20 protein-coding genes, 3 tRNA genes and 6 pseudogenes are annotated in these 20,713 nt (G+C 60.8%); 13 read left to right on the top strand and 16 right to left on the bottom strand.

The window, feature by feature from the left end; all coding sequences use genetic code 11:
• Nucleotides 1–10 precede the first annotated feature (10 nt).
• The 3 genes from JCM25156_RS00690 (at nt 11) to JCM25156_RS31905 (ending at nt 798) form a co-directional block, all read left to right on the top strand.
• Nucleotides 11–367, top strand: a complete 357-nt coding sequence (locus JCM25156_RS00690) for a hypothetical protein (protein WP_025811568.1) — start codon at nt 11–13, stop codon at nt 365–367.
• Between the two features lies 1 nt (nt 368).
• Nucleotides 369–569, top strand: a complete 201-nt coding sequence (locus JCM25156_RS00695) for a hypothetical protein (protein WP_025811569.1) — start codon at nt 369–371, stop codon at nt 567–569.
• A gap of 106 nt (nt 570–675) precedes the next feature.
• Entirely contained in the window at nt 676–798 is a 123-nt protein-coding gene (locus JCM25156_RS31905; protein WP_277909307.1) for a hypothetical protein, read from the top strand.
• A 138-nt stretch (nt 799–936) separates the two neighbouring features.
• On the opposite strand, the gene JCM25156_RS00710 is transcribed toward JCM25156_RS31905, so the two are convergent.
• The 3 genes and pseudogenes from JCM25156_RS00710 to JCM25156_RS28430 form a co-directional block, all read right to left on the bottom strand.
• Nucleotides 937–1,269 carry a type II toxin-antitoxin system HicB family antitoxin gene (locus JCM25156_RS00710; RefSeq protein ID WP_025811570.1) on the bottom strand — a complete coding sequence of 111 codons (333 nt, stop codon included), beginning with the start codon at nt 1,267–1,269 and terminating at the stop codon, nt 937–939.
• Nucleotides 1,266–1,442: pseudogene (locus JCM25156_RS27355) on the bottom strand (type II toxin-antitoxin system HicA family toxin); the annotation flags it as partial. The gene JCM25156_RS00710 and the pseudogene JCM25156_RS27355, both read right to left, overlap by 4 nt.
• Nucleotides 1,443–1,466: 24 nt before the next feature.
• A complete protein-coding gene (locus tag JCM25156_RS28430) occupies nt 1,467–1,694 on the bottom strand; it encodes a hypothetical protein (protein WP_148299263.1) in 228 nt (75 codons plus the stop codon).
• 573 nt (nt 1,695–2,267) lie between these two features.
• On the opposite strand from JCM25156_RS28430, the gene JCM25156_RS28435 reads away from it, so the two are divergent.
• The 3 genes from JCM25156_RS28435 to JCM25156_RS00730 are packed head-to-tail and all read left to right on the top strand — an operon-like array spanning nt 2,268 to nt 4,113.
• On the top strand, nt 2,268–2,501 hold the full coding sequence (locus JCM25156_RS28435) for a hypothetical protein (protein ID WP_148299264.1): 234 nt from the start codon (nt 2,268–2,270) through the stop codon (nt 2,499–2,501).
• A gap of 24 nt (nt 2,502–2,525) precedes the next feature.
• A complete protein-coding gene (locus JCM25156_RS00725; RefSeq protein WP_025811573.1) occupies nt 2,526–3,056 on the top strand; it encodes a glycosyl hydrolase family 28-related protein in 531 nt (176 codons plus the stop codon).
• Nucleotides 2,995–4,113, top strand: coding sequence for a hypothetical protein (locus JCM25156_RS00730; protein WP_148299265.1), 1,119 nt, complete (start codon nt 2,995–2,997; stop codon nt 4,111–4,113). Before JCM25156_RS00725 ends, JCM25156_RS00730 begins: the two co-directional genes overlap by 62 nt.
• 206 nt (nt 4,114–4,319) lie before the next feature.
• Here JCM25156_RS00730 and JCM25156_RS00735 read toward each other — a convergent pair whose 3' ends face one another.
• Complete coding sequence (locus JCM25156_RS00735; protein WP_025811576.1) at nt 4,320–5,006, bottom strand: phosphoribosyltransferase; 687 nt, start codon at nt 5,004–5,006, stop codon at nt 4,320–4,322.
• Between the two features lie 254 nt (nt 5,007–5,260).
• On the opposite strand from JCM25156_RS00735, the gene JCM25156_RS30340 reads away from it, so the two are divergent.
• The 4 genes from JCM25156_RS30340 to JCM25156_RS00750 all read left to right on the top strand — a co-directional run bounded on the left by JCM25156_RS30340 (nt 5,261) and on the right by JCM25156_RS00750 (nt 9,901).
• On the top strand, nt 5,261–5,851 hold the full coding sequence (locus JCM25156_RS30340; RefSeq protein WP_242402352.1) for a hypothetical protein: 591 nt from the start codon (nt 5,261–5,263) through the stop codon (nt 5,849–5,851).
• On the top strand, nt 5,818–6,573 hold the full coding sequence (locus JCM25156_RS30345) for an O-antigen ligase family protein (RefSeq protein WP_242402353.1): 756 nt from the start codon (nt 5,818–5,820) through the stop codon (nt 6,571–6,573). Before JCM25156_RS30340 ends, JCM25156_RS30345 begins: the two co-directional genes overlap by 34 nt.
• Before the next feature lie 132 nt (nt 6,574–6,705).
• A complete protein-coding gene (locus JCM25156_RS00745) occupies nt 6,706–8,076 on the top strand; it encodes a lipopolysaccharide biosynthesis protein (RefSeq protein WP_025811578.1) in 1,371 nt (456 codons plus the stop codon).
• Entirely contained in the window at nt 8,000–9,901 is a 1,902-nt protein-coding gene (locus JCM25156_RS00750) for an ArnT family glycosyltransferase (RefSeq protein WP_148299266.1), read from the top strand. Before JCM25156_RS00745 ends, JCM25156_RS00750 begins: the two co-directional genes overlap by 77 nt.
• Here the strand turns inward: JCM25156_RS00750 and JCM25156_RS00755 are convergent.
• The 6 genes and pseudogenes from JCM25156_RS00755 to JCM25156_RS00780 all read right to left on the bottom strand — a co-directional run bounded on the left by JCM25156_RS00755 (nt 9,898) and on the right by JCM25156_RS00780 (nt 11,992).
• Nucleotides 9,898–10,176 carry a hypothetical protein gene (locus tag JCM25156_RS00755; RefSeq protein WP_025811581.1) on the bottom strand — a complete coding sequence of 93 codons (279 nt, stop codon included), beginning with the start codon at nt 10,174–10,176 and terminating at the stop codon, nt 9,898–9,900. The genes JCM25156_RS00750 and JCM25156_RS00755 overlap by 4 nt on opposite strands.
• Before the next feature lie 325 nt (nt 10,177–10,501).
• A tRNA-Arg gene (locus JCM25156_RS00760) sits at nt 10,502–10,578 on the bottom strand.
• Between the two features lie 27 nt (nt 10,579–10,605).
• A pseudogene (locus tag JCM25156_RS26920) lies at nt 10,606–10,916 on the bottom strand (ETC complex I subunit).
• Between the two features lie 16 nt (nt 10,917–10,932).
• Nucleotides 10,933–11,009 (bottom strand) — tRNA-Pro (locus JCM25156_RS00770).
• Nucleotides 11,010–11,144: 135 nt separating this feature from the next.
• Nucleotides 11,145–11,627 carry a xanthine phosphoribosyltransferase gene (gene gpt / locus JCM25156_RS00775; RefSeq protein WP_025811583.1) on the bottom strand — a complete coding sequence of 161 codons (483 nt, stop codon included), beginning with the start codon at nt 11,625–11,627 and terminating at the stop codon, nt 11,145–11,147.
• On the bottom strand, nt 11,627–11,992 hold the full coding sequence (locus JCM25156_RS00780) for a tRNA-binding protein (protein WP_025811584.1): 366 nt from the start codon (nt 11,990–11,992) through the stop codon (nt 11,627–11,629). Before JCM25156_RS00780 ends, gpt begins: the two co-directional genes overlap by 1 nt.
• Before the next feature lie 88 nt (nt 11,993–12,080).
• On the opposite strand from JCM25156_RS00780, the gene JCM25156_RS00785 reads away from it, so the two are divergent.
• Complete coding sequence (locus JCM25156_RS00785) at nt 12,081–13,367, top strand: MFS transporter (RefSeq protein ID WP_034957928.1); 1,287 nt, start codon at nt 12,081–12,083, stop codon at nt 13,365–13,367.
• Nucleotides 13,368–13,396: 29 nt separating this feature from the next.
• On the opposite strand, the pseudogene JCM25156_RS20395 reads toward JCM25156_RS00785, so the two are convergent.
• Nucleotides 13,397–14,622, bottom strand: a pseudogene (locus JCM25156_RS20395) (cation:proton antiporter).
• A 405-nt stretch (nt 14,623–15,027) separates the two neighbouring features.
• Here JCM25156_RS20395 and JCM25156_RS00795 point away from each other — a divergent pair.
• Nucleotides 15,028–15,552: a GlcG/HbpS family heme-binding protein gene (locus JCM25156_RS00795; protein WP_025811586.1), complete on the top strand. Its 525-nt coding sequence runs from the start codon at nt 15,028–15,030 to the stop codon at nt 15,550–15,552.
• A gap of 189 nt (nt 15,553–15,741) precedes the next feature.
• Here JCM25156_RS00795 and JCM25156_RS00800 read toward each other — a convergent pair.
• A tRNA-Asn gene (locus tag JCM25156_RS00800) sits at nt 15,742–15,817 on the bottom strand.
• A 142-nt stretch (nt 15,818–15,959) separates the two neighbouring features.
• On the opposite strand from JCM25156_RS00800, the pseudogene JCM25156_RS20400 reads away from it, so the two are divergent.
• A pseudogene (locus JCM25156_RS20400) lies at nt 15,960–17,042 on the top strand (ABC transporter substrate-binding protein).
• 19 nt (nt 17,043–17,061) lie between these two features.
• Here the strand turns inward: JCM25156_RS20400 and JCM25156_RS20405 are convergent.
• The 4 genes and pseudogenes from JCM25156_RS20405 to JCM25156_RS32500 form a co-directional block, all read right to left on the bottom strand.
• Nucleotides 17,062–17,998, bottom strand: a pseudogene (locus tag JCM25156_RS20405) (ABC transporter permease).
• Nucleotides 17,995–19,059, bottom strand: a complete 1,065-nt coding sequence (locus tag JCM25156_RS00815) for an ABC transporter permease (RefSeq protein WP_025811588.1) — start codon at nt 19,057–19,059, stop codon at nt 17,995–17,997. Before JCM25156_RS00815 ends, JCM25156_RS20405 begins: the two are co-directional and overlap by 4 nt.
• Nucleotides 19,059–20,120, bottom strand: a complete 1,062-nt coding sequence (locus JCM25156_RS20410; protein ID WP_407637078.1) for an ATP-binding cassette domain-containing protein — start codon at nt 20,118–20,120, stop codon at nt 19,059–19,061. The genes JCM25156_RS00815 and JCM25156_RS20410 overlap by 1 nt, the downstream gene beginning before the upstream one ends.
• Nucleotides 20,121–20,162: 42 nt before the next feature.
• Nucleotides 20,163–20,692 (bottom strand): annotated as a pseudogene (locus JCM25156_RS32500) (ATP-binding cassette domain-containing protein); the annotation flags it as partial.
• Between the last annotated feature and the right edge of the window lie 21 nt (nt 20,693–20,713).

Here is a 20,713-nt window from a genome sequence, read left to right on the forward strand (position 1 = left end):
GAAAACCGACATGATCAACCGATCCCGCATCACGGCATGCGCGGCCCTTCTTTCGCTGGCAGCCCTTGGGGCCTGCGCCGGCCAGACCAATCTGCGCAAGGCCGCGTTCGATACCATGAGCGCCTATCATGTGGCCGCCACCGGTGCGGAAGCCTATCTGGCCTCCGGCAGTGTGAACGCCACGGTCAAGGCCGACATCAAGACGGCTTCGGCAGCCGCGCTGGTGCCCCTGACCACGCTGGATACTGCCGTATCCAATGGCGATACGGTCACGGCATCTGAACTGGCCACGGCCGAAAGCGCGCTGGCCGGGCTGCAATCGGCCCTGTCCACCGCGCAGACCACCACAACCACGGGGAGTAACTGACATGGAAGCAGCAGAACTGAGCGCCATCGTAAGCGGCGCGAGCACCGTTATCAGCCTGATCGAGAAATACGGTCCCGATGCCTGGACCACGATCAAGACGGCGGTGGAAGATACCGCGTCATCCGGCGGCCCGACCGCCGCGGACATCGAGGCCATTTATGCCAAGTGCAAGGCCGATAATGCGGCCATTCAGGCATCGTGAACTTCTATTCCGGATTGGCCCTCGGCTTTGTGCTGGGGGCAGCCTGCGCGGTGGGTTATCTGCTCATCGCGTTCGCGCGTGACTGTTGGCGGCAGGGGCGGATGGAATGATCTGTGTGGCGCTTGGCATCATCGCAGCCCAGTCCGTTCTGGCATGGGTGATCTACTTCGTAGAGCGTGCAGATCATCGCCGTTACATATTCGATAACCTCGGGCCGCCCGCGCCGTGATCTGGCGCCGGATTCACCGGCTGTTCTGTTTGCGGAAAGGGTGCCGGAAATAGAAACGGCAGGAACCTGTTAAGGCCCTGTCGTTCTGTTGTTATCCACAAAATACTGGAAAAAAGCCCTGATCTTGGTCAGGAGAACTTACTGCTCCACAAGCTCCAACGCATCTTGGACAAGCCGATTCAGGCTTACGCCACGGGCGGCCGCGATCTCAGCAGCGCGGGCATGAACATCCGGGGACAGGCGCACCTGAAATTTGCCTGAGTAGCGTTTTGTGGGCTCGATTCCCTTTTCCTCGCACATCTCCAGAAACACGCGCAGCGAGGTCTCGCCTTCCTTGCGTAGTCCTTCCACGCTGTCCGCGTAGAAGTCCGCTCCGCCGTTCAGGCCAAGGAACTCGCCCCAGAACATGCCGATTTCCGGGTCAAACTGGATGACGGCCCGGTGGCTGCCAATCTCCATCATGTTATTCATGGCGTTACTCCGTTCTGCTCCAGCCATTTCCGTACAGATGCCACCGCCCCCTTATCCGTGTCTGGCTTTGGGTGGGGCCGATGAAAGACTCTGATCTCCCCGAACAGGACTACGCCAATGCGCGAGCCTTCCCGTTCCGACACCTCGGCACCTAGCGAGACAAACAGGGCGTCATCGCACTTGATTGGGATGAGGTCTTAGCCCAGCATGATCGTAACAATCGCTTCGAGGGCATCCGGCCCATCGGCTTTTATGTTCAGCATGGGCTGCTTTCTTTTTATCTTTTGATGGTTGATGAAGCGTGACAGCACCATGACACTCAAGGCATCTGAAGGGCCGTTGACGGCGCGCATCTTCTGACATCGCCAATAGAGCCGTAACTCGTAATGGCCGCCATTTACCATCAGTTCCTTGGACTTCAACATCAGTTGCTAGAGGCATATTACGTTTCTCTCCAAATGTTTTAAATAGGAATGTAGACTGATTTTCCTGTTGTTACATTGGCTAGAAAAGCATCTCGGATGTCTTGAATTTAGGAATGCAAAAGTGCGTGAACATGCCTCAAAATATGAGGCTTTTTGTGCCGCTTTTTGTGCCGACCTGCTGTGCGGAAAGGCAGGAACAGGGCGTCACATGCGAAACGAAGGCGCACGCTATTTCATTGATAATAAACAATTTATGGATTTTATCGGAGAGTGGCGGAGATTTTCAAGACCGCTGCCTTCAACCGCTCGGCCACCTCTCCATATCGTCTGTTTAGCTAGGTAATCCGCCGCCGTCTAGATGTCGGCACGCACAAAAACGCTGCGTCCATGGTGCCTCATAGTCTGCGGCAATCCGGGGCATGACCAGCCCAAAGTTTGGGGCCACTGGTTTGGGGCTGTGTTGTGATGGGATGCTCCCATACGGTAGGGCGCGGCGAAGGCTGAACCGGCATTGTTCGTAGTCCACGTTGTCCGTTGTCAGGCGGATCCGGTCGGTCATGGATACGTTTCCCCGTGGCTGCATCATGGGTAACGGCGCGGCGAATATTCGCTCCTGCATCTCTTGCCCCGGTGGATACGTTATGCGGTGTGCGGAATGCAGGATGCGCGCCGGGTGACATTGTCAGTTGTGACAGCCGGTATATTCTTGCCACCACGCCCGACAGCCGCATTGGCGTCCTTGCCGTTGACGACAGTTTCATCGGCTGGCGCAGGCCGTACCATAACGAAATTGCCCTGGGGGGATGAACCGGGGGATGGAGAAACCGAAGAATGAAACGCTTCCTCCTGGCCGCCCTGTGTCTTGTCTGCATGACCGCGCAGGGATGGGCGCAATCCTTGTCGAACTGGCACGAGAACCCCACGACGTCGGCGGCCACGAATGGCGCGATCACGGCGACATCATTTACATGTCAGAATGCTGCGGCCTGCGTGCTGTCCACGCTCATCCAGTATTCTCCATCCTGGGCGCGGGCAAAGGAGCGTACGTTGCTGCTCAGGCTTGAGGATACCGTGAGCGTCAAGGACTTCGGGGCCAAGGGGGATGGCACCACGAATGATGACGCGGCCATCCAGAACGCACTAACGGCAATCTGCGCGCACAGCCCGAGCCCCGGCGGTGAACTGTTCTTCCCGGCGGGGGATTATGTCATCTCCGCTTCGGCCGGTCATTCCATTCCATGCGCGGGTGTGACCATTCGCGGCACCGGCGGCGGCGCGCACCAGCGGGGGCAGTCGCTTTGTGGTGCGGGGAAGCGGCAATGCGTCCCTGTTCCAGTTCAATATGCCAGTGCCTGCGGGTGACAAATATTTCTATGGGGGGCGGCTGACATCGGTTGCCTTCACCTTTGCGAACACACCGGAAGCCGTCACCCAGACCGGCTATGCCGTCGAGTTCGACCATTGCGCCGGTTGCCTGGTGGATCATGTCTATTCGTACGGAGCCTATAACCTGTTCAAGGCGTATTCGGGCTTCAAGAACCGGTTTCACGACTTCTATGCAAAGCAGATGGCGTCATCTCCGGCCCTTCATGACGGGTATGCTGTCGCCTTTACCGGAGATTACTGCGCCTCTGGCCCCGGCGGCTGCGCGACACGGGGTGATGTTACGGAAATATTCGATTTTCACGTTGATGAAATGCTGTCATCCGCCAGGGGCTTTGTTCCGGGAAGCTGTATTCATCTGTCAGGCTTCGCCGCGACAACGTGGATCCGCCACGGCACCTGTAACCAGCCAAGCATCGGGTTGAAAATTGACTGCCCCAACGCGATCCAGATAGGGGAATGCCCGCAGTTCATTCACATAGATCGCATGGAAACGGAGATTAACGCACTCAACAACGTTGACAGGTCCGCATGCCTTGATTCGACCGACCTTGTTCATCTGGAGGCGTATTCGTTCCAGTGCTTCGGTTATAACCGGCCTGACAATCTCATTCGCATTGTCGCGTCGGGTGCATTTGCCGGTGCCGGTCATGTTGAATTTTACGGTGGAAAGGTCGAAGGTGCGGCGGGGTCATGCGTTACGTTCGCGGCCAAGGATTTCAAATTCATCGGCGGCGATATCATGGGGTGCAATCAGCGCCGGGCGGCATATTCCAGGTCAGCCGACACGTTTGGCATTCTCCTGCAGGCGCAGGCTGATGGCGTGGGGGCCGATTCCGGTTCCTTCGTGGTCAGCGGGGTGAATTTCTGCGGTGGTTCCGACAGGACCAGTACTACTGCAATGGGAGCGGTTCGTATTGATCCGAAGGTGGCTTATGGCACCATCACGGGCAATGTGTTCCGGGGCTGCGCCGGAGGTGTCGCGGACAACTCCAGGGAGAAGGTAAACGTCGTCGCCAACAATTCCGGGCCATAACCGGTTTCCAAACAGGCGGCGTTTTCCCGATACGTCCTTATGGGAGGCTGTTAAAAAAGCCAGTCCACGAAATACCCTGTAATCATGGTGAAGCTTTATCCAGAAAGCTTCAGGAAACGTCGCCTTTTCGGGAAAAGGCGACGCCCCGAAACTTCCGATTTACGGAATATACCTGCGCAGCCCTGCATGCCGGGAAGTATCCGCATTCAGGTCCCCGCGATGGGGCGCCATCCCTGAGCTTCACGTTCAAACAGGGGGATATGCCCCAGGGCGTGAACCAGATCGGGCGCGTCCTGTCCGATCTTGCGCAACTCAGCCTGCCAGGCCCAGCCTTCCGTCAGCACGGCCATGATGCCGATGACCTTGGCCTGCGCCCTGTGCATGAGCCGGGTCGCAACCGCAGCGGTCCGGCCAGTGTTCAGCACGTCATCCACGATCAGGACACGCTTGCCCCGCACACGTTCGACAAGTGCGGGGTCCAGATATAACCGCTTGCTCAGGTCCGGACTGGTGGAGGAGGTGAGTGGTTCCGAAAGTGCCTCATCGTACCAGAATTTGCGTGAGTGCCCCAGTGCGACATAGTTGTCGAGCCCGAGGTTTTCCGCCACGGGCCGTGCATAGGCCAGCCCCATGGTCGGAACCCCCACGATCACTTCCGGGGCCAGTTCCCGCGCCATGTCCGTCAGCAACCGGATGATTTCACGCTCGATGGCAAAATCCGTCTGGTTGGACATGAGCAGGGCGATGGCCCTGTGTCCATCAGGCAGCGGACGGAGGGGCAGGATCAGGGTGGAGCCATCCCGCAACCGCGCCGGATAGGATGTGGCATGGCAGGACGGTAAATCCGCCGGAGCATGGGGACGCCATTCGGCGTGGTAGGACAGTGTCGGCATGAATGACTTCCGTGATGGATGGCCGGGGCGTGGAATGGTGCCGGCCTTCCGGATTGTAGGGACGAACGCTCCGTTGACCTGTCGCGTGGCGGTGCGTCCTGTCAACAGGATGTTCAGGCGGGCTTTTCAGATGGCCCCTGGAATGAGGTGACGGATCGTTTCAGGAGGATTCCTTCGGTTTGGTTTTCCTGCTCCCTGCGATACATCCACCTGATACGGTATGACGCAACAGGCGGAGCCGGAAGGGGGCGGGAATGCGGCAGGCAGAACTCTGGATGCGGCGGGTTGTGACCGGGCTTGTTGTCCCGATGCCGCTGCTCCTGCTGTACGCGCTCGCCCCGGCGGAAATCGTCATGACGGCGGTGGCCGTGCTGTTTGTCGCCCACTGTATGCTGTGCCGTGACTGGGGCTGGCTACGACAGGCATGGGTTGTCGTGGCGGGCATGCTGTGGGGGGAAATCGTCCTGTCTTCCGCGGTGATGGGCGGTGCGCATGCGGTCATGCAAGCCCTGTGTCTGGTGCGGTATTTCCTGTTTGTCGCGGCATTGCAGGTATGGATATTGCCAGATTCGCGGACGCGTGGCGTCATGGTCCGGGCTTATGGGGCCGTCGCGTTGTGGCTGGTGGCCGGATGCTGGCAGCAATATCTGTGTGGACGTAATTTCCTGGGGTATGGCCGCTGGGCGGATGGCGCGCTGCTGGGGCCGCTATGGGCACCCCGCGCCGGGCAGGCGCTGGTCATGACCGCGCTGCCAGCCCTTTTCCCCAGCCATACGGCTTGCCCTGGCGTGAAGGCGCGCGGGGGCGGGTCATGGCGGGGGGCATGTTGCTGGGGCTGGTCCTGACAATGGTGCTGGTGGCCCAGCGTATGCCGCTGCTCTGCCTGCTGGCGGGTATGGGAATTGTCGGGATTCTGGTGCCGCGCCTGCGGGGCGGGCTGGTGGTGGTCGGTATATGCGGGGCAATCGGTATCGGGGTGTCCCCGGTGCTGGCGCCGCAGGCCTATCACAAGCTGGTTGTGAATTTTATCATGCATATGCGCGGCTTTGCCCAGAGCCCTTACGGAATGCTGTTCATCCGCGCCGGGGTCATGATCTGGCACCATCCATGGCTGGGGCTGGGCTTTGACGGTTTTCGCCATGCCTGCCCGGACCCGGCCTATTTCCATGGCCTGCCATGGCTGGGTGTGGCTGAAGGACCGTATGGCGGGGCCAGCGGATGTAACCTGCATCCGCATAATTATTACCTGCTGATGGGAACCATGGGGGGTGTGCCCGCACTGATCCTGTTCATGGCCCTGAGCCTGTGCTGGCTGCGGGTGATGTGCGCGGGGATCGTGCCCGCGCGTGATCCGCAGCGGCTGATGCTGGCGGTGACATGTGGCGTCCTGTTCTGGCCGGTCCAGTCCAGCAGTTCATTCCTGACCCAGCCAAGTGCGGGGTGGATGTTCATGGCGGTTGGCTGGGCGCTGGCGGCCTCTCCAGTTGCCAGCCGGTTGCAATGCGGGGTGCGGGGGGCTAGTCGTGAAGGGGGTGCCGCATTAGAGTGCCCGCGCGGGGCGAAGTGACGGATAAGGCGCTTCACTCTCCGCCGGTCATGACCGTATTAAGAGGAGCTTGCGCCATCGTTTTCGTCTGTTGCCTGGAAGGAACGTGTCCGGTTCTGTCCCGTGCACGGGTTTTTGCGCGTGTGATGACCCATGTCCACTGAGGAACGGGATGCGCTCAAGCGTATATTCGGCAATACCGGTTTCCTGATCGCCGGGCGGGCGACGAACGCGATCTGCAGTTTTGTGTATGTCGCATGGGCGGTGCGCGCGCTGGGGCTGCAGCAGTTCGGTGTGCTCATGCTCGTGACCACCTTCGGCACGGCGGTATCGGCCGCGACGCATCTGCAATCCTGGCAGCCCTTGCTGCATTATGGCACAGATCCGTTCACCAACGGCAGGCGGGCGCAGTTCTCACGCGTGCTGGCGTTCTGCATACGGGCGGATTACATCAGCGGCGGGCTTGGCTGGCTTGTCGGGACCGGGGGGGTGGCGCTGTTCGGCACCTATATGGGGTGGCCCCCGGCGGATCAGGGGGCGGCCTTTGGCTATATGCTGACCCTGTGGTTCATGAACATAAGCTGGTCGGCGGGGGTTTTCCGCCTGTGTAACTGCTTCTGGCTGACAATGCTGACCGACCTGACCGGCATCATGGTCCGTACCGTGGGCTCGGGCATCGGGTTCATGTGGCATATGGGGCTGGATTATTACCTGATGGTGTGGAGCGCGACACAGATAACCATGTTCATAAGCGGCACCACGCTGGGGCTGCTGCAACTGCGCCATGCCAGAGGTTCCCTGCGGTTCAGCCTGTTTACCCGCCTGAAGCCGGAGGATGCGCCGGGCATCTGGCGGTTCACGCTTTCCACCAGTTTCAACCATGTGCTGGGCTCGGTCTTCAACCAGTTTGGCACCCTGCTTGTGGGCGGAATCCTGGGGCCGGCGGATGCGGCAGTGTACCGCGTTTCCCGCCAGATTGGCGAAGGGATCGCCAAGCCCGCGCAGCTTATGATGCCGGCCCTTTACCCCGAATTCATCCGCCTGCGTGAAAAGCAGGACTGGTATGGCATCAAGCGCGTGACGATCAAGCTGTTCTGCATGATTGCCGGGTTTTCCGTCGTGCTCATGGGGGTGGCGATGGCGGTGGGCAATACCCTGCTGACATGGATGCTGCATGTGCACTGGCACGGTGGACGCCATCTGATCATGCTGATGCTGGGGAGCGCCATTCTGGGGCTGGGCGTGGTGCCGCTGGAACCGTTGCTGACGGTCATGGGGCAGATTTCGCAGGTGCTGAAGGGACGGATCATCGTCACGCTGACCTATCTGCCCCTGGTCTATGGCATGACCATGACCTGGCATCTGGAGGGGGCGGCGGCGGCGGCCGACGTGGCGGCGCTGATCATGCTGTGTGTCTGCCTGCGTCCTGTCTTTGCCTGGTTTCGCCGTGTGGCGCCAGGCCGCAAACCGGTGGAGCCGCCATCGGAATCCGTTTCCGCCGGGATCAAGGAAAAGGCTGGCTGACGTCTTTTACAGGGACCGTACTCCCCTGGGCCGGGCGGAGACTTTTTTTGCAATTCCTGCAACCGGTGGAAGAATTGCGTGCGTTCCGGGAACCCGTGGCGTTCTCTCGCGTCGGGTAAATCAGGCCGGTATGTTTGCGCGCGCATGGGGCATGCGGGAAATTGGTCCTGTCGGGTCCGTGCCGCTTTTCCCGTATGAGAAAAACGGATATTTTCCGTGCGGGGTAAGGGTAAGAAATAAAGACAGGTCTGCCGATTTTTTTACTTTTTATTCATGGATTGTGGAATTTAAGCGGATTATGAGATTTATAATGGGTAAAAACAAAGGAAGTTATAATCGCATACCCTATGAATATTATTTCATAAGTCTTGTTTTTTGTATTCTGTGTCGGTTCCTGTCTTTCGGAAATCCTGTCTTTACTACTGATGAAGCCTTCTACCTGTTCGTCGGTGGGGAAATGCTTCATGGTTCCATCCCTTTTGTGGATATATGGGACAGGAAGCCCTTAGGTCTTTTTATACTCTACGAATTTTTCCATCTGTTTGGCCCATATCGGGTCTGGGCCTATCAGGTGGGGGCACTGATCAGCGTCTGGCTGACAAGCCTTCTTATCATGAAAATGGCCAGAACCGTCTCGTCGCGTGCTGGCGCGCTTGTGGTTGCGCTGATCTATATTGCCTGGCTCAACCTTGCTGGTGGTGAACGCGGCCAGTCGCCGGTATTTTATGATCTGCCTGTCAGTTACGCGATGCTGCACATTGTCCAGATCATTATTGCGCGGAATATTTCCCACGCCCGGATTATCAGGAAATCCTGCATTGCCATGCTTCTGTTTGGCCTGTCCATGCAGATAAAATATACGACCGTGTTTGAAGGCTGTTTCGCTGGTATTTACCTGCTTTATCTATTGGCCAGAAACGGGTTTTCATGGCCGGAAATCTGTAAATACGCCCTTGCGTTCGCCACCATCGCCCTGTTGCCAACCGCACTGGTGGGCGGGATTTACGGTCTGTGCGGGTATGGGCACGCGTGGTGGTTCGCCAATATGGTTTCCATATTCCAGCGCGGCAAGGAACCGGCCAACATCCTTATGCATAACGGCATGAATCTGCTGTTGCTTGTGGTGCCGCTGTTCGTAAATATAATTTTGCAAAAAGTAATCTGTAAAAACAGAACGGATGAGCAGAGAAAATGCGATCTGTTTTTCAACGCATGGTCTGCTGTTTCCATTGTTGGTATTTTATCAATTGGTGGATGGTATAATCATTATGCAATACCGGCATTCCTGCCGCTTTCCATTGCCTCGGCTCCACTTTTTACCAGTGCGGTTGGCAAGGTCTGGCTGCCGCTGCTGCTGCTTGCCGGAACGATACAGGGGCAGATGATTATTCTCAAACACCGGCAGGAAGAAGGGAATGGCAAAGTATTCAGGGAAGTCCTGAATGTGCTTTCAAAAGACAGGGGATGCCTGTTTATCTATAATGGTTCCACCATATTCTATGATTTTTACCAGTTCTGTAAATTGACGGACCATCCTTTTCCCGGACATTTCCATTCCGACATCGAAAAAAAATCGACAGGCATGGACCCGGCTCAGGAGATTGACAAGGTGCTGAGCCAGAAGCCGATGTATATTATGTCGCATGCACCTGCGAATAGTGATGAAAATGAAACGGTGAGAAAGAAATTGTATGATGCAATAAATAGAAATTATGCTGAAGTTTATAAGCCAGGCAGGGCAAGGAAATACTCGTCATTTACAAGAAGAATATTTAGAATTTATTTTTGGATATTTGCTAATGATCTGCCTATGAAATATTTTTAAACCAGAAGAAAGTTTTTGGTGAAGCTTTTTTCAAAAAGCATCAGGAAACGCCGTTCTTCCAGATACGGGCAGAGACCATGGCGATTGTGCCAGCCGTACTCATCGCCCCAATCTATATGGTTGCGAGGCTGGATATGCGTTGCGGTACGCAAATACACCGTCAATTCAGCTGGTCGGGCCAGGGGCGAATGGTCTGGCTGGCCATCCGTGACCGTCAGGCTTTTCTTCCACCATCTCAGGCCGGACAGGCAGAAAGACCGCGCCCCGCTTTTCAATATGGGAGGCGGTCATTTGCACCCTTGGTCATGTGACCGGTCGCCATTGGTTCAGTATCGCTATTGGAACTGCAAGGGGAGGGGGATTTCGGGCATGATGGTCATCCACGCCATGATCGCGGAGCCCGAGATAAAATATAGAAGGAATACCTGCAACCTGCGCCATCTGCGCAGATGGTTTAGCCAGTAACAGCATTGGGAGTAAGGGTGGCGACGTAACACCGGGCCATCGTTACGCGGGGTCGACCAGCGCAGGTCGATCCCGCCACGAGCCATGACATGTAGCAGGCCGGGCAAGCGCCAAAGCGGCTAACCCCTTGAAAACTGGCGCGCCCTGCTGGATTCGAACCAGCGACCCACAGCTTAGAAGGCTGTTGCTCTATCCGACTGAGCTAAGGGCGCGTGGCATGTCGTTGTGCCAGATGGCGCTTAATGCGTCCAGTTCTGGATACGATCATAACGGAAATTATCGGCATAGGCTTTGGCGCGGCGGATGCGGGGGGCGGGATCTCGATATCGAAGGGGATGCCTTCCTCGGTCGCGTAGGCCACAGCGCTATCCTGATCGGGGAACTGGAGCCGCACCTGTGAGGGCGTATCCGCACAGCCGGTCCATCCCATCAGGGAATCGACATGGCGGGGCCGGTTCTGCCCATATTCCAGCACCCATGTGTGGGTGCCAGCCTGACCCGACTGGGTGGAGGGCTTCGACTTTCTGTAAATCCGGGCTCGTAACAACATCTCGTCTCCCTGGATATGGTCGGGGCGCCCGGACTCGAACCGGGGGCCTCGTGTACCCAAAACACGCGCGCTACCAGGCTGCGCCACGCCCCGCGACCACGAGCGGGAACCTATGTGGCAACTGCCGCGCTGGCAAGCACATTCTTGCAAAAAAATACCGCGCCCGTCACCTCCGCGGCAAGTCATGGCGGCGGGCGCGGTCAACAATACCTCGTGTTGAGGAGGAAATCACTCTTCCCCGGCCGATTTGCTGGCCAGCGGCGGAATGAACAGCGGCGCGGTGTCCCACGGGAAGAGTACCCATGTGTCCTGCGGCACTTCCACCACGAACAGATCCGTGATGGGACGGCCCGCGGGTTTGGCGTACAGGCAGGCGAACACCGCCTTGGGCAGCATCTGGCGCACGAGCTGGGCCGTGACCCCGGAATCCACCAGGTCATCAATGATCACGAAGCCTTCCCCGTCACCGGCGGCTTCGGGTTTCTTGATCACGTTGGGCTGGCCCATTTTTTCTTCGTCGTAGGTCACGACGGAGACGGTCTCGATCAGGCGGCAGTCCAGTTCACGGGCGATGATCGCGGCGGGGATCATGCCACCGCGCGTGATGGCCACGATTCCCTTGAAGGGGCCACGGGTGATCAGCGTGCTGGCCAGTTGGCGCGCATCTCGGTGCAGCTGGTCCCATGTTACGGTTGCGTAGCTTGTAGCCATCAGAAAAGTTTTCCTCCATCGGGAACACGGCCATCCGGGCGGATCAGGATGGCTTCTCCATTACTGTCGGGCATGCCCAGCGTCAGCACTTCACTGCGGAAGGTTCCGACCTGCCGGGGCGGGATGTTGATGACCGCGCAGACCTGCCGCCCGATCAGCCGGGCAGGACTGTAGCGACGACCGACCCGCGCCACCGAATGCCGGGTCCCGATATGGGGGCCGAAATCAATGGTCAGCCAGAAGGCGTGCGGCTGCCCCTCGGGCACGGGCAGGGCCGCCACGACCGTACCGGCACGAATATCGAGCCAGTCGCGCGCGTCCCCCTGCGGGGCGGCGGTGGCGGCATGTCTGGCGGGGTCTGTCATGGAACAGCTTTTGCCCGTGTTGGGGCGGATTTGCAAACGCGGGAACAGAATTTTTAAGCGGGGAAGCGTAGGAAATCCGCCATGGCTGCTGCTAGGATGCAGAGATTATGTCTTCAGCCCCCATTCGCCTGCCGCCAGCGGGAGCCAACCGCCCGTCCGGCCCGATTCCCTTCGCCATAATCCGGGCCTTGTGGCGTTTCTGGCCGCGCGTACGGCTTCGTCCTTTTCCGCCTGCGTGCAGGCGGTGGCGGTGGGGTGGCAGATCTATGCGCTGACCCACAGCACCACCGCGCTGGCGCTGGTGGGGCTGGCGCAGTTCCTGCCCATGGTCGGGCTGCTGTTGCCCGCGGGTCATGCGGCGGATTACTTCAACCGGCAGGCCATTGTGGTGACGTGCCAGTGTATCGAGGCGGTCGCGGCGCTGTTCATGGCCATCGGGGCGCTGGGGGGCTGGACAACGCCATGGATGATCTATGTGCTGGTCATCATATTCGGCGCGGCGCGCGCGTTCGAGATGCCGTGCCAGCAGACCTTCCTGCCCGCCCTTGTGCCCGCCCACATGTTCCCGCGCGCGGCGGCGGTCTCTTCCTCCCTATTCCAGGCCGCGGCGGTGACCGGCCCATCGGTGGGCGGTCTGCTGTATGGGGCGGGGGCGGGGGTATGCTACCTTGTCTGCGCCGCCGGGTTCGCGTGTGCGTGCATTGGCACGCTGCGGATCCGCCTTGCGTTCACGCCGCGTGCGCGTGCCCCGCTTTCCCGCGCGGCCTTTGTGGAGGTCATGCACTTCATGCGTGCCCGGCCCGATATGCTGGGGGCGATCTCGCTGGATCTGTTCGCGGTGCTGCTGGGCGGGGCGACCGCCATGCTGCCGGTCTATGCCAGTGACATCCTGCATGCCGGTCCACTGGGGCTTGGCCTGCTCCGGGCCGCGCCAGCCGTCGGGGCGGTGCTGTGTTCGCTGCTGCTGGTATGGCGGCCGCTCAACCACCATGCGGGGGCGCGCATGTTCGCGGCGGTGGCCCTGTTCGGGGTGGCGACCATTATTTTCGCCCTGTCGCGGTCCATGGCGGTTTCCATCGTGGCGCTTGCCGTTCTGGGGGGCGCGGACGTGGTCAGCGTGGTGGTGCGCGGGGCGCTGGTGCAACTGCGCACGCCCGACAGCATGCGGGGGCGGGTTTCCGCCGTGAACATGCTGTTCCTTGGCTCCTCCAACCAGCTTGGCGAGTTCGAGAGCGGAATGGTCGCCAGCCTGATCGGGCCGGTCGGGTCCGTGGCGCTGGGCGGTGTGGGCACGCTGGTCGTGACCGCCCTGTGGATACGGATGTTTCCCGCCCTATGGAAGCTGGACCGGCTGGATGACATTACCCCTGAATGAAAGTGGGGATCAGGCACCCGGCCTTTCCTTCAGGCGGTGGCGCGTCCATCGCCCGTGCGCGGGGCCAGCAGGCGGAATAGCGGGCCGGTCAGCGCCGTGGAGATCACCGCCAGCACCATGAGCGAGGCAAAGGCGAAATCCGACAGCATGCCCTGCGCGTGCAGGATGGTGGCCGCCACGATTTCCATCAGTCCCTTGCACTGCAAAAGCGCGCCCATGCCCAGCGCCTGTCGCCGTGTCAGGTTCGGGGCGGGCGGGAAGAGATAGACCGATCCCATCTTGGCCAGCACGGAAATGACAACCAGCAGCAGCGATGCCGTGACCGAGGGCCATGTCAGCGCATCGCCATTGATGTGCAGTCCGCTATGGCCAAAGAACATCGGCGCCAGCCAGATAAGCGAGAACGTGCCCACCCGTTCCACCGGCAGGCGCGCGACCCATCGGGGCGGCATGAGGGCACCGGCAAAATAGGCCCCGATCAGTTCATGCAGGCCAAGCTGCATGCTGGCCCATGATCCGGCGGCCAGATAGACCGGCACCGCCGCCCATATGCCCAGGCGGGGGGATTGGGCATGTGGCGGGTGGCCCAGTTGCTGGCTATGGCCAGCGCGACCAGCAGCGCGACCGCCACGAATTCCAGTCCGGTCCATCCGTGCAGGGCGGCGGAACCGCGCGCCATGAACTGGAGCGCCACCAGCCCGATCCACAGCGCCGCGTCATCCACTACCGCCAGCTTGAGCGCAAGCTGGCCGATGGAACGCTGGACCGGGTCCAGTTCACGCACGATCCCGATCAGCACGGGCAGCGCGCTGACGGCGATGCACAGCCCGATCGACATTGCCCCGATCAGCGGCCCGACATGCGGCGGCTGCCACCCATGCAGCGGCAGAAGGAAATAATAGACACAGACGGACCCGAGCAGGAACGGTCCCCCCAGGGCGACCAGCGCGCCCCCCAGCAGCCGCCCCAGTGGCGGGGAGGGGATGGTATGGGCGGAAGGGTGGACATCCGGATCCTGCCACATTTCCAGCCCGGCGGTGAACGCCAGCACCAGTACGGCCAGCCAGCCTATGTTGTTGCCCAGAACGGACGGAATGCCGAACCGTTGCACCGGCGCATGCATGACGGCCAGTATGATCCCGAGCAGGATCGGCAGGACGACAATAGGTATCGCCCGGTGCAGCAACCGCCACAATCCCCACGGGAAAATAACAAACAGGCCAACGTCAAGAACAAGTGCCGTAATGTCTGACAAATTGCATTCTTCCTTATTTATATCTCACATATGATATATAAAAATTCCGGCACGGAAGTTTATTTTTGTTAAGTTGTGAAATATATGCAATATATGACAGGCTGTGCATGCTTTCCTGCCATTTCCGCACGGCTCTGTCGCCTGCCCGGAATGGAAACATCCGCGCGGGGAAAGAAAGTCTGTAACGCTGGTTTACGGATACGGTTCTGCGTTGTGGCCGGGCTTTCCGGGCATATGCCGTGCGGCTGCGTGATTATTTCCTTCCCCGGTTCCGGATGCGGGCATGGGCGGGGCGGACTTCACGCCTTGTTGTGACCGGCAGGGGGCGGAACAGGCGGCTTTTGTGGTTGCGTGGGGTCAGGACTGTTCTGCATCATGTGGCACCACAACAGGGAATGGCCGGAGATGTTTTCACATCGGTTGTTACGTAATGCCATTGTCCTTGCGGGGTTCGTGGCAGGTGGTCATGCGCATGCCCAGAGCCATATTGTCACGACAGCGAAACTGGACTGGTCCACGGCCGGGCAACTGGCCGCCGAAGCCGTGCGCGCCTGCGCCGCGCAGGGGTATTCCGTTACCGCCACGGTTGTGGATACGACCGGCCACCAGCAGGCCGTAATCAAGGGGGACAGCGTGCCGCTGCAATCGCTGTCAGTGTCGTATCGCAAGGCCTATACGGCCTATTCCTATGGTCTGGCCTTCAACATGGATACGACCAGCGAACTGATCGCGGCCAAGGTGACAGGCCCGGCCAATGGCGCGCTCAACACCATTCCGGAGGTGCTGTTCGTGCCGGGCGGGGTCACGTTGCGCCGCGTATCCGATCATGCCGTGCTGGGTGGTATCGGCGTTTCGGGCGCGCCGGGCGGGGAGAAGGACGAAGCCTGCGCACAGGCCGCCGTTACGAAATTCAGGGCGGATTTTCGTTAAATGGCGGCAAAGCCTTCCTGCAATTCGCGGAATATCCCTGAGCAGGCTTTGCAGACAGTCTCATAAGGAGGCATGGGGGCTATTATCCCCATCCTCGCCATGCGACCACAGCCATGAAGGCACCATTCCAGCTTCGGATCGAAGTCTGAATGGTGGCCCTGTCGCGCCATATTCTATTTTAAGGAAAGGTGGCTCCCGAAGTAGGACTCGAACCTACGACCCAGCGATTAACAGTCGCTTGCTCTACCAACTGAGCTATTCGGGATCAGCGTTGAGCAGCTTATAGCCATACGGATGGGGAGGCGTAAACCCCTCTTTTGAACTTTTTTTTCAAAAAGGGAAATAAGGGGGGCCATACCGGGTAAAAGAACGGTAACACCTTCGCAGGGCAGGAGAAACCGCAGCTAATGGTAGAAGAGAACAGGGACGGGAAGCGGCTGCTGCCGCGCCGTCGCGTGGTTATGCCGCTGCTGGCCGCGGCGGGGTGCGCCATGGTGGGCGCGCAATGGCTGCAAAGCCGCCAGCAGGCCCGTATTGTCCGGCGTGATGATGCCCTGCTGGATGGCGAACCCCATGACCTGACCCTGTCATGGCCTTATGTCACGACTTCAACGCTGTATAACGTGGCGCTCAGGCAGGATTTCTTTTCACAGTACCGGCTGGACGTGCATCTGCGCGAAGGGGTGCTGACAGGGCGGGACGCCATTGCCGATCTTCAGGCCGGGCGGTGCATGGCGGCGGTGGCGCCGCTGCTGTCATGGTTGCAGGCCTTTCAGGCGAATGCGGATCTGCCGGCCCGGCTTGTCATGGGGTTGCAGGCGGGCACGTTCCGCCTGCTGGTGCGCCGCAGGCTCAGAATCGCCAAGATCGAGGATCTCGTCGGGCACCGGATTGCCGTGCTGAATGCGGATATGGCCGATCGCCTGTTCTTTTCCGTCATCCTGCGGCGCAAGGGCCTGAACCCCGATACCGCCCCGAACTGGGTCATTCTGCCGCCTGACCAGATTGATGACGCCCTGCTGGCCGGAAGTCGATGCCGTGGCGCTGCACGATCCGCTGGCGTGGCAGTTGCTGGGCAACCCGGCGCTGGGTCTGGTCGAACTGGTCAATAGCGTGAACGGCCTGTACGCGCGCCGCACCAATCTCGCGCTGGGCGTCTCGACGGATCTGCTGCAGCAGACGCCACCCGCCGCCGTGGCGCTGGTGCTGGCGTTGTACAATGCCGCCCGCTGGCTTCCCGCCCACATGCCCGAGGCCGCGACCCTGCTTGATGGCCGGGTGGCGGGCATGCGGCAGGACGAGATCCTGCAGATGATGCGCCACGAGGTACTGGGCATAAGCCCCGTTGGCAACGACCTGAAAACCCAGATCGCGCGCTATGTGGATGAACTCAAGCTGCTGGGCCTGTTTCCCGACAGCTCGATTCCGCGGGCTACGCACGCCATATCTCGGCCGATATCCTGCATCACGGGTCGGGAACCCGCCCGTGATGCAGGGGTTACGAAGGCTTCAGCGCACGTCGCGATAATAGGGCTGCGCCAGCGCGGCGGGTGCGGCATGATGCGGCGCATGCGGTGCCAGACAACCACGGGCACGATGATGAAGGCCATCGTGCCCAGATAGGGCAGCATGTTCAGGAACGCGGATCAATCGGCCAGTTATGCGCCTGCCCGACAAAGGACAGCGCCGTAACCAGCCCGAACAGCAGGGCTGAAAGTGTGACGATAACCGGCCGGTAGCCCGCGAAGATGACCAGCGCCAGCGCGATCCAGCCGCGTCCCGCCACCATGCCTTCGGACCATACCGGCACATAGGTCAGCGTCAGGTAGCCGCCCGCCATGCCCGCGAACGCCCCGCCAAGGGTGACGTACCAGAACCGCATGGCCATGACGGGGATGCCCGCCGCATCCGCCGCCGCCGGGTTTTCCCCCACCGCGCGCATGTTCAGGCCATGGCGTGTGCGGAACATCACGAAATGCACCAGCAGCGGCAGCAGCACGTAGATCGGCACGATCAGGATGTTCTGGCCAAACAGGGCCGGGCCAATAACCGGAATGGCGGAAAGCAGCGGGATGTTGACATGCCCGAAGATCGCATCCACCGGCTGCCCCGCGTAATTATGCCCCAGCGCGGTGGACAGCCCCAGCCCCATGAAGGTGGTGGCCAGACCGCACAGCACCTGGTTGGCCCGCATCACCACGGCGCCAAAGGCGAATACCATGCCCCCCAGCGCGCCCACCAGAATGGCGGCCAGCAGCCCGACCCATGGGGAGTGAATGGAAAAGACGGTGATGACGGCCGTAACCGCCCCCAGCGCCATGAGTCCTTCCACGCCCAGGTTGGTTACGCCCACCCGTTCGGCCAGGACTTCCCCCAGCGCGGCAAGGGCGAGCACGCCACCGGCCAGCACGGCGGTGGCCAGCATGCCTGTCAGCAATGTGATCATGATAGTTTCCCCCCCGTCGCCACCTTGGCCACAGGCCGGTAATGCGCCAGTTCATCCCCGATCGCGATCATGAACAGGATCAGCCCGGTAATGGCCAGAATGACCGAAGCCGAAAGCTGCTGTGTCTGCATGACAATGCCGGAATCAAGGATAAGCGCCATAAGCAGGGCGGCCGGGATCACGTTCAGGCACGACCCCCGCGCCAGCACCGCCACCACAATGCCCAGATAGCCGAAATTATTGGCCATGCCGCCCTGCAGGCGGTGGACCGTGCCCGCCACTTCAAACATGCCCGCCAGTCCCGCCAGCCCGCCCGAAAGCAGCATGACCGAAATGATGCGCAACTGCACCGGAATCCCGGCATAGCGCGCCGCTTCCGGGTTCGCCCCGCCAATACGGATTTCATACCCCCAGCGGGTGTGCGACAGCACCAGCGCCAGCCCGATCACGATCATGATGGCCACCGGGAAGCCCCAGTGCACGATGCCCCACATTTCGGGAATGGAAACCGGAATCCGCTGGGTGGAGACCTGCGCCCCGCTGATCCGGTCCCGCCATGGGCCGGTGGTCAGGTAATATGTCAGGAGCGACGCGATGAAGTTGAGCAGCAGGGTGGTGATGATCTCATTCACCCCGGCATAGGCACGCGCCAGAGTCGGCACCGCGATCCACGCCATGCCCCCCAGAATTCCCGCGATGGTCATGAGCGGCAGCAGCACGAGCGCCGGGCCATGCAGCCCCAGCGCCACGCCGGTCGCGGCGATGGCGCCAGCGTAGAACTGGCCCTCCGCCCCGATATTCCATAGGCCGATCGTGCCGCATACGGTTACCGCCGCGCCGGTCAGCAGCAGCGGGCACATGAACAGGGCCAGATCCTCCAGCCCGAAGCGTGAACCCAGTGTGGAGCGCAGGATCAGTTGCGCCAGCATGAGCGGGCTGTGCCCGGCCAGCGCCAGCACCCCGGCGATGATGAACAGCGACACGATGATCGCCACCAGCCGGAGGGCGAGAATCCGCCCCGCGGGCGCCGTTGGCAGGCGCTGGAATGCACGTGTGGCCATTACTGTGCTGCTCCTGGTTGCATGTCGGTCGGCTCGCGCCCCCCCATAAGCATCCCGATTGTGGCGATGTCCGCCCCCTCGGCCTCGATCACGGACATGAGGCGGCCATGGAACATGACCCCGATCCGGTCCGATACATTCAGCAGGTCTTCCAGATCCTCTGAAATGAAGACAACGGCCACCCCCTGGTCACGCAGGTCGGTCAGGTAGCCCAGCATGGTGGCGATGGCCCCGATATCCAGCCCGCGCGCGGGATAGGCCGCGACCAGAACCCGGCTGGCGATGCGGATTTCACGCCGGGCGACCAGCCTTTGCTGGTTACCGCCCGACAGGTTGCGCACCGGCATGGCGAAATCGGGAATGGTGACCTGCGCCAGTTCCGCGATCTCGCCCGCCAGCGCGCTGGCGGCGGCGGCGTCGTACAGGCCGTGCCGCCCGATGGGGGCATGGACATATTCGCGCAGCGCCATGTTGGTCGTGATCGACAGCGAGGGCGCAAGCGCGCTGCGCAACCGGTCCTCGGGGATGTGGCCCACGCCCGCCGCCGCGAACAGGGCCGGATCCGCGCGGGAGACCAGACTGCCGTCAAGCACGATCTCGCCCGATGTGCGGGCCATGAGGCCGGTCAGCACATGCGTCAGTTCGCGCTGTCCGTTACCGGCCACGCCCGCGATGCCCAGAATCTCGCCGCCATGCAGGTCAAGGCTGACATCGCGCAGCGTGTCCACGCCCCGGTCATCGCGCACGGTGACATTGCGCAACTGCATGATCGGCGTGGTGGCGATCGGGGCGGCCCCTTCGGGGCGGGTGCGCATGTTGCACCGGACAATGTCACGGCCCACCATGGTCGCGGCCAGCATGGAGGGCGTGCAGTCCGCCGTATTGAACGTGCCGACCTTGCGCCCGCGCCGCAGGATGCTCACCCGGTCCGAAATCTCCATCACTTCATCAAGTTTGTGGCTGATGATGATGACGGCGTTGCCCTGCGCCCGGAACGCGCGCAGCGCGCGGAAGAGTTCCTGCGTCTCCTCCGGCGTCAGGACGGCGGTGGGTTCGTCCATGATCAGCAGGCGGGCCTTGCGCGCCAGCACGCGCAGGATCTCGACACGCTGCTGCTCGCCCGCCGACAGGTCGCATACACGCGCATCGGGCCGGACGGGAAAGCCGAAGCGTTCCGAAATCTCGCGCGTGCGGGCTTCCATGACGGCGGGTGACGCGATGCGGGGCGCTTCGTCCCAGCCAGATGGATGTTTTCGGCCACGCTGAAGGCTTCCACCAGCTTGAAGTGCTGATGCACCATGCCGATGCCCGCGCGGATCGCATCCTGCGGGGAGGAGAAGGTCTGGCCATAGCCATCGAGGATGATCTCGCCTTCCTCCGGCTGGTAGATGCCGGTCACGACATTCATCAGCGTGGACTTGCCCGCCCCGTTTTCACCCAGCAGGGCATGGATTTCGCCCGGCCAGACATCAAGATCCACGTCCTTGTTGGCCACGACGCCGGGAAAGAGCTTGGCGATGCCGCGCAGTTGCAGGATTGGCGGCGTGCCCGGCGCCATGCCGGGCGGGTTGGTGGGTTTATTCAAGACCGGATACTCCCGCCACAGCCCAGTCGCTGTGATAGATGTCCACATCGCTCAGCGTGACACCCGCAG

The organism is Komagataeibacter kakiaceti JCM 25156 (genome assembly GCF_000613305.1).